Annotated in this window: 7 protein-coding genes; 5 read left to right on the top strand and 2 right to left on the bottom strand. The window is 57.6% G+C overall.

All coding sequences use genetic code 11. The annotated features are described in order from the left end of the window. From VGG64_08955 to VGG64_08965, 3 genes are all read left to right on the top strand, one after another. Positions 1-359 (top strand): hypothetical protein (locus VGG64_08955; GenBank protein ID HEY1599717.1); only part of this gene is annotated, 359 nt, incomplete at its 5' end. Beyond that, the gene (locus VGG64_08960; protein ID HEY1599718.1) at positions 337-1,398 is read left to right on the top strand and encodes a CsgG/HfaB family protein; all 1,062 of its coding nucleotides are present in this window, start codon (positions 337-339) and stop codon (positions 1,396-1,398) included. The genes VGG64_08955 and VGG64_08960, both read left to right, overlap by 23 nt. Before the next feature lie 72 nt (positions 1,399-1,470). Beyond that, positions 1,471-4,800, top strand: a complete 3,330-nt coding sequence (locus VGG64_08965; GenBank protein HEY1599719.1) for a hypothetical protein — start codon at positions 1,471-1,473, stop codon at positions 4,798-4,800. 11 nt (positions 4,801-4,811) lie between these two features. Here the strand turns inward: VGG64_08965 and VGG64_08970 are convergent, their stop codons facing one another. Continuing rightward, positions 4,812-6,302, bottom strand: a complete 1,491-nt coding sequence (locus tag VGG64_08970) for a sulfatase-like hydrolase/transferase (protein ID HEY1599720.1) — start codon at positions 6,300-6,302, stop codon at positions 4,812-4,814. Positions 6,303-6,489: 187 nt separating this feature from the next. Between VGG64_08970 and VGG64_08975 the strand changes: the two genes are divergently transcribed. After that, on the top strand, positions 6,490-6,942 hold the full coding sequence (locus tag VGG64_08975) for a hypothetical protein (protein ID HEY1599721.1): 453 nt from the start codon (positions 6,490-6,492) through the stop codon (positions 6,940-6,942). 278 nt (positions 6,943-7,220) lie between these two features. Beyond that, complete coding sequence (locus VGG64_08980; protein ID HEY1599722.1) at positions 7,221-7,952, top strand: hypothetical protein; 732 nt, start codon at positions 7,221-7,223, stop codon at positions 7,950-7,952. A gap of 246 nt (positions 7,953-8,198) precedes the next feature. Here the strand turns inward: VGG64_08980 and VGG64_08985 are convergent. Beyond that, a partial coding sequence (locus tag VGG64_08985; protein HEY1599723.1) for a hypothetical protein occupies positions 8,199-8,412 on the bottom strand: 214 nt, incomplete at its 5' end.

Raw genomic sequence — 8,412 nt, forward strand, 5'->3', positions numbered from 1 at the left:
TCCGTGAAGCGGAATCGCCCAAAATCCAAGGCTACGTGCTCGATCTGCGCGATAACACGTTACCCCCTGCGGATTTCTTTGAGGCGCCCGGCGCCATCAACGCCATCGAATCCCAGGTCAGCCTAGAATCACCACTCTTGATCCTTGGCGACAAACCGATCTTGGATGATTGGAAGTGGCTGGAATTGGATCGCCCGCGCCATCGATCGCCACGGTCCGGCGTTCTTTGGTGGCCCGACAATTCCTTGCCCCCATCCATGGACTCTCAATTACATTTGATGCAAGCCTTTACCGAGTGGAATATTTCTTTGGCGGATACCGCCCACGAGACAGATCATGCCAATCATGCGAATGAATAGCACACAATACTTTGCGGGTCTGTTCGTTGCGCTCGCGAGTTTCTGCTGGGTGCCTGCTTCGTCTCTAGCGGATGCGCCAGACGAACAGGAAAAGCAGTCGGCACCGCAGGCTCACGCAGTTGAAAAACTACGTCCGATTCACTTGGCGGTATTCGACACGGATATTGTCGAGGGGGTCGCTGTCAAAGCACCCGCGATCACCGATTATCTCAATACGATGCTCGCAGAGTTGCCGCAAGTTACCGTACTCAACCGCGATCAAATCAATCGGGTAGCTACCGAACACCAAATTGCATTGAGCGGGCTGGTCGATAGTGCTTCCGCGGTCAAGCTCGGGAAGTTTCTGTCCGCTCAATACATCGTAGTTGGGCGGGCGAGCAAGATCGGCGAGACCTTTTACCTTGTGTTAAGGATTGTGGACGTCGAAACCACGGTTCAGACAACGGTGTCCGCCAAGGCCACAGTGGAAAATGGTTTTGAAACCGTCCTGCAACGGCTTACCGGTCCACTGACGGAAAGCATCCAGCGGTTGCAACGCCCGGCGGCTGAACGCACGGACGCGGACATGGCCGAATTGCGTAAGCTTGCCCAGCAACTGACGGGCAAAGTGATCTTGGTCGCCGTCGAGGAAGCCCATATCGGCCGTCCATTGCGCGATCCGGCAGCGCAAATGGCCATCATGCAGCGGCTTCGCAGCCTGGGAATATCGGTGGTCGTTCCCAAAGATCCTCCCGAGGGCTGGAAAAGATCGCTTTTGCAAACCGGTAAATTCGGCGACTATAAGGTCGACTACTTGCTCGAGGGGGAAGGTACTAGCGCTTTTGCCGCGCAGATTCAGGGGCTGACGAGTTGTCGCGCCCGCGTCGAGCTGCGACTGATTCCCGTGCCTGGCCGGTTGATTGAAGTCAGCGATCGCGGCGTCGCGGCAGGGGCGGACCTGGTCGAATCACTGGCGGCCAAGACCGCCTTGGAAGAGGCCGGCATGCAGGCCGCTGACGCAGTGATCCGCCGCGTCGCAAGCGAACAAGAGCAAAAGTGATCCGACGTCATCGATCTGTGCAGTGTTCAAGTTGCGAGACAATGTCGTCCAGGGAATAAGTGAATCAAGAAGATGATCGACTCAGTTCGGATCCACAGCGCCGTTTGTTCTAGAGGATCGATGCTGCTGCGGATCGCCGCAGGCTTTGCCATCCTCACCGGGCATTGCCAGGCAGTTTCTGGCGCCGCTGCGGTCACCGTCATGATACTTCCGCCGGAACAGTCGGCGGCATCCAAAGAGGCGATTGAGTCGGTCAACCTCCTCTGCGACCAACTGGCGGCGGAATTAGCCAAAGATGCCGGCCTGCGCGTCGTAGATCGTACACAGATCGACCGTGTGCTGGCGGAAAGGGCAATCGGCGACGTCGCCAAACCAGCGTTGGCATACGACTGCCTGATACGAGTCGGTATCGATCTGCTGAGGGACGAGCCGGCGTTGGTCGTGAGCGTTGTCGATTTGTCGAGCGGAAACCTCGCAGGCTCCCACGAGTGGCCCTGGACGGTCGAGGTTCCCGCCGCCCGCTTGAGCGAGATTGCGACAACGTGCAAGGCATCGGCGCGTAAGGCCCTGTCGATTACAGCAGGCATGGTGAAGGTGCGATTATTGCCTGTGGCGACACCGAGCGGGCTGGATCGCCTACAACCGATGCGCGAAGATTTTCAGCGCATGGTCGAGCAAATTGCGGTGCAGAATCCCAAAGTTTGCGTTGTGCGCCATCTAGAGGCACTGTCGGCCAAAGAGGAATCGCTACTTTTGCTGCTAGGGCACACGCAACTAGCCGGAGGACGGCAATTCGCGCCCCATGCCGATCGCCTGCTGTCCGTGGAACTTGTCGAGACAGATGGAAGAGGTAAGACGTTTGACGATACGACGATCGAATTGCGCTTTCGGCTGGGCAAGAACGGACAAGACGGTGACTGGCAGCGCGTGCGCGGTAAAGTGGCCGAATGGTCTAAGCTCGCGCCGCAGGCTTGCCAATTGCTGGCCAAGAAACTCGGGTCCGCCAAACCAGAAACCGCCGCCGACTATGTGGCCGAAATGATCACTCGCCGCCGGCAGGCCGAGGCGGAACTGGCTGCGGCCCTACCATCCAGGGGCTCGGGAGGAAAACCCGATTTAGAGCGCATAGCAACCGCCGCCAAGCTCGATCCGACGTACGAGGAAGCGGCCTATCGTCTCATAAAAGCCAAAGCGCGTAGCAACCGATTCCCTGAAGAAATGGTTCCCGAGGTCATCCAATACCTGGAACGGTTCCCATTCTCAGAACATCGCCGAACTGTAATGGTTTCTCTTAGCGCGTTTCGCGGAGACAAACCCTCAAAGGACCTGCCGCAAACAGAACTTAATAAAAGAATTATTGACATTGGTATGGGAGAGGACCTCCACACCTATATTTCGAATTGCGGATTCATGGTGGAAGCAACCTATCGGGGCTGGCTGGCCAACGGCGGCGATCGAAATCAATGCAACCAATGGCTTGAACAAGTACGTCGTCGCGTCGAGATCTTAACGCCGCAACTCGCGGGATTCAAAGATATCGATCATCGCGCCAGCGTCGAGGCGAGCTTTCTGCGTGTGCGTTCGCTGCTGGTTGCCGCGGCATTCGAATCGGGTGATGAAATTCAGGCTCGCCAACGTCTGCAGGAGTACATGACCTGCGGACGATGGGTTTCCAAGCAGGGGATCACCGCTAAATCCCTTCGCGCAACGGTCGTCCAGATGGCAGATCCTCAACTACTTGCTGACTACGATCGTTGGGTGGAAAAACTGACGACGCCCGTCGAGGAAATTAAACTGACGTGGGACGACTATCCCGTCTACCAAGGCACCGGTTTACTTGACATCGTTGAGAGCTCGTCGTCGATGTTACCGCTGGCGGCAGGCCCTGACGCCGCATACGGCGTCTCGGGGGCTCATCCCGTCGAATTGTCCGGACGCGAGAATCGACCATCGCGACAACAAATTGTGCGGATCCCCATCGATGCCCAGCAGGGCGCATTGAAGAACGCGGTGACCTTGACGTTGCCGGCACTCAACAGCGATCTGGCCGTAACCGGTGCGAGCTTCCTCGCGGGGGCATTGCACGTTTCCACCAAGCGGACCGGTTTATTGACTTACGACGTGGCCACCGACGCATGGACTCAAATCACACCCAAGGAAGGCTTGCCGGATTGGTACGTGGCTTTTGTTCACCCCATGGACGAGCACACTCTCTTGATCGTTGCGGGTGATCCGAACACCGGCCGCGTTAGCTTCAGTACCTTCGACACGGCAACCCGCCAAATCAAACTGATCAATCGGCTCGCGGGGCAGTCTTCCAAACTAATTGCACCGATCGGCGTCTGGCAACATGGCGAACAATTAACTGGCATCACCTACATCGGTCTGATCTCGGATATTTTGCGGGCGCCGCGCTTGAACATGAATTGGCCCGTGGTCCGACCGCATGGTTGGCCGGCCCCGGCCAATCGACTCACTAGCATGGCGGTGGTCGGCGATAAGCGGTACGTGCTTTCGTTCTGGGGGTTGCACGAGATTGACGACAAAGGGACTGTCGTGCGCAGTTGGTGGAGCCGCAGTTCGCTGCGCGGCGGATCGCGTGAGCCCAATGACTTGGCACGAGACGTTATTACTCCGCCGGGCGATTTCCCCACAGATCGTCGGCATCCGATCAACGACGACGGGGCTGAACATAGTCTCATAACACAGACCAAGGACCATTTATTCCTAGTCGATCCAGGTGACGGGATCACGTGTTATGAACCGAAATCGGATACCTGGTTTGGCCCACTTCGGCCGCGCAAACAGTTTGGCACTGAATGGCCGCTAGGTACCGATGACGGGGTATGGGTCGGTAGTGCTAACGGCTGCGGATATTTCCGGACTGCCGACTTTCTCAAAGCCGCCAAGGCGGCCGGTCGCGTCATGACCTCGGCCGAAGTCCGTCAGCGAAAGCAGAAGTTGGCCGAAGAGGCAAGCCCGTTGGCGGCCGCGCGTTTCGAGATCTTGCTGCGCAAATTCGATAGCGCCCGCCGCCGCGTCGAGGCCGTTTTGGCCAACAGTCCGGACGACCCGCAAGCCCTGCTGCTGATGGCCGTCCTGAATGAGTCGTGGTGTTTGAATCGTCCTGACGACGCGCTTGCCTGGTATCGCCGGCTCTCGGTGTTGAAATCAAACCCGTCGGCCGTTTACGCCGGCCTCTACGGAGAGTTCAGAATCAACTACACACTCGGCAGATGGGATCAGGTAATCCACGCCGGAGAGTCCCTTCTGGAAGAAATCCCTTGTCTGGGTGGCCGGGGCAGGGGGGTTGGCGGAATGGCGACAATGCTCGAGACGTTCATTGAAGGTGCGCGCGAGAAGCGAGATCCGATTGTTAAGAACAGGGCAAGTAACAATTAAGCGTCCAGGATTCAATCCACCTGATTCGCGCGGTTGCCTGCGCGTCTGGTCGGAACCCACTTCGCGTCGACGTTGTCGCTGTTCCAACGATCCCAGTCGGCGGCGAGCTCTTTGACCTTAGACGGCTGTTGTTCGGCCAGATTCATTTTCTCGCCAATGTCCTTGCCAAGGTTGTAAAGCTCTGCGCCTTCCATGCTGGCCTTGGCCCGACGTTCAATTCCCTGGACGCCCGCGTTGCCAACCCCCTTGACCAACTTCCAATCCCCCTTGCGGATCGCGACCTGCGAGCCGAAGCGCCAATACAGCGCCTCATGCGGGGCGTCAGTGTTTTCGCCGGTGAGATAGGGCATAAGGTTTACGCCATCCAGTTTCCATTCGGGTGCGATCGCGACGCCGGCAGCGGCCAGCGCCGTCGGATGGATATCGAGCTGAATGACGGGCCGGTCGTCGATTTTGCCGGCCGGAATGTGGCCTTTCCATTGAACCATGAAGGGCACGTGGATGCCTCCTTCCCACGTTTGTGCCTTGAAGCCGCGCAGGGGACCGTTACCGCTGGTCGTTTGGGCGGTGGGCCCTCCGTTGTCGCTGAATAAGAAAATCAAGGTGTTCTCTTCAAGTCCGAGCTCACGGATCTTGCCCAGCACGCTGCCAACGGCATCGTCCATCGCGGACTGCATCGCGGCGTATTTGCGTCGTTTGTCATCCTTGATGCTTGCAAATCGCACAAGGTACTTGTCAGTCGCTTCCAGCGGCGCGTGTACGGCATTGAAGGCCAGGTAGCAGAACCAGGGGCTCGATTTGTGGTGCTCGATGAACTTTACCGCTTCACGCGCAAAGGCATCGGTCGTGTAGCCGTCTATGTCGGCGGTCGGTGTGGTGCCGCGCAAAATCGGATTGGCCCTGTCGGCCATGGCATTCAGGTACGAGTGCGCGCCGCCGAGAAATCCGTAGAATTCCTCAAACCCGCGCTTCAGCGGATGAAAGGGCGGCTCGTAACCAAGGTGTGATTTACCGAACCAGCCTGTCGTATAGCCTGCTGCCTTGAGTCGGTCGGCGATCGTGGTTTCGCTCAACGGTAGTCCGAATGTCTTGGGGGCCAACTGTACTGGCCCGGGGTTGAACTCGTGCCCGAACCGCGTCTGATAACGCCCCGTCATGAAGCCCGCGCGCGTTGGGCTGCAGTAAGGACCGCTTACATAGCCGTTGGTAAACCGCACGCCGTTGTCAGCGATGCTGTCGATGTGCGGCGTGGGAATCTCACGTGTGAAACCTTGACATCCCAATTCACCGTAGCCGAGATCATCCGCAAGTATGATGATAATATTCGGACTACACTGAGATCTTGTACTATTGTCGGCTTTTAAAGGGGTATTGCCACCCAATGCTGTAGCTGCAGCAATGATGAGTGTAGTTATTCTATGTAGTAATTGCGCGGCTAATTCATGTCGCATGGCCACATGCTCACAGGGTTGAGGCGTGCCGGTACAGCGGACGTCGCACATCAGTGTCGGTCCTTTGAAGCCGACGATCAAGCTTTATCGAAGAAACAGGGACCGCCCTGTACAAAAACTATCGTAACTTAATTGTGCATGAGAGCTTGCGGCTTTGAAGTCGCCAGGGCTGGCTCACTGCCGTTAACTCGTATGGCGGCGGTTCGATTCCGTCCCTGGGAGGGGTTGGGCCAAGTCTGTGATTGAAGAGTACCAGATACACCAGGAAGCACTCAGCCGGTTCTTCGTGGGCGCTACGCTCCTCGGCGATGCTGTTCTGGCCGTAATCCGCCGGGAGCTACAGAGACTATCCCCGAAAGTGCGCATCGATGTCGAGGATGTGCGCGTAGTTCTCGAAAAGGACGTGATCAAACGCGACGTACTTGAAGGCGACAAGGCCGAGGTGGCGCGCAAGCGAGTTGCCCGTGCTGCGAATGTGGCGCACACCTGCCTCGATTGGCGGTTTCCTTGCCTGACGGCACTTTTCATGCTCTTTTCATCTTCCACCGTTATACTTGCAATGGCGTCCACTACGGGAAGCTTGGGCTTTCAGGTCACTGCTCCTCTGGCGCCCCCTTTTTTATGCGCTCATGCTAGTGCCACTGTGAAACCGACGCTGACAGTGGCACGGTGCATGAACGCACGCCACTAAGCCGCAGCGACCCCAAGGCGCTCGCGGCCTTGTCACGCGCCTTTGTTCACAGCGCCGAGCGCCAGACTAAATTGATCGTCGTTGCCCTTAGGGGTGACCTGGGGTCGCTAGGTTCCTGCCCCACCTAGCGACCCTTTTTCATGCGCTGTGAGCAATTAGAACTTCCTGTCAACATTGCAAGGAAGTTGCGGGCGTCAGGATTTAGCTTCCAGCGGCCTAGTAGGACGGGGCGAGCAAAAGAGCTGGTTCGACCTAACATCGGAAAGGGAATCCGCGCCATGCAATCCGCAATAAGAGTGATCGGGCCGGCTTTGCTTCTCGTCTCCGTCAGCATGGCAAAGGCGTCGATCATGTTCGAATATGGCGTTTCCCACGAATACAAGGGCGGGGCGCCGAACGAGCCGTCGGCTGATTACCTGCAGGCGACGATCCAAGATCATTCGGGCCTTGCAGGTTTAGCCACCAATGAAGTTCAGTTGACGATAACAGCGAACGGCATTACCAGCAGCGAGGCAGTGGGGCTTGCTGCCTTCAACATCATCCCCAGCGTATTGGCTGCTGGCGGTGGGCTTAGTTCGCTGACGGCTTCCAACGATGGGTCCAGCACGGCACCCGCTCCAACGTTCACCAAAACCTCCGGAGGAGTAGGAGTCGATCAGGGGGGGGCGTACACGTTTAAATTGGGCTACAACGCCCCAGGGGGCGGGACTCTGTTCTTAGGCGGGGGGACGGAGACGTCGATCATTGACGTCTTCCTTGGCCCTGCGTCGTTCCATTTGCATGCGACGGATTTCCTAAGTTACAGCACGCTGGTCCCGTCGCAGGGATCTAACGCTACGACTGGATTGAGCGAAGTCTCCTTCTTTGAATCGGCCACAGATTCCTCGAGTTCGCTCTATGTGCTCGGTGTTGTTCCCGAGCCGGGTTCGATCATCGCCTGGTCGCTGTTGTGCGGTGGCGCGGCTGGTATCCTCCCATTCCGTAAGCGTCGCAAAGGCGGATGCGAATAGCCACGGTTGAATATTGAGAAACGCGGGCCGCAGCGACGCTCCGCCCCAACGGAGCCCGCCCTGGACAAAAAGTATCGTCGCAGGAACGGATCGCAATTTCTCAGTCGAAACGACGCGAACGGTTCGTCGGTGGTAGCGAGAAACGCTGAGTAATGTACGTGCGGCCGCGCGATGACGATCCATAGAGAGTTGTTTTTCAACGTCCGCGCGCAGATTGACCCTCGCTCACCGAGTCCTGATGGCGCCTTACGCGGCCCGGCGCTCATAATGTCTTAGCAGCCCGCCCAGCCGCTGACGACATACGATCTGTGCCAAGGCAGGAATCGTCTCGTCCTCGGGCGGTGGTTTTCCAGGAACGATCAGTTTATTGTCGAGTCCCTGGTGTGGTCTCTCCTCGTGGTAGTGCGCAACGAACTCTTCAACCAGGTAGTTCAAGTGCGCCGTGCCCAGCACCACGAAA

Source organism: Pirellulales bacterium, from assembly GCA_036490175.1.
GTDB lineage: Bacteria > Planctomycetota > Planctomycetia > Pirellulales > JACPPG01 > JACPPG01.

Excerpts from the sequence above, each read along its gene's own strand:
- VGG64_08960 (HEY1599718.1), top strand. The coding sequence starts at position 337 with ATGCCAATCATGCGAATGAATAGCACACAATACTTTGCGGGTCTGTTC.
- VGG64_08965 (HEY1599719.1), top strand. The coding sequence starts at position 1,471 with ATGATCGACTCAGTTCGGATCCACAGCGCCGTTTGTTCTAGAGGATCG.
- VGG64_08970 (HEY1599720.1), bottom strand. The coding sequence starts at position 6,302 with ATGTGCGACGTCCGCTGTACCGGCACGCCTCAACCCTGTGAGCATGTG.
- VGG64_08980 (HEY1599722.1), top strand. The coding sequence starts at position 7,221 with ATGCAATCCGCAATAAGAGTGATCGGGCCGGCTTTGCTTCTCGTCTCC.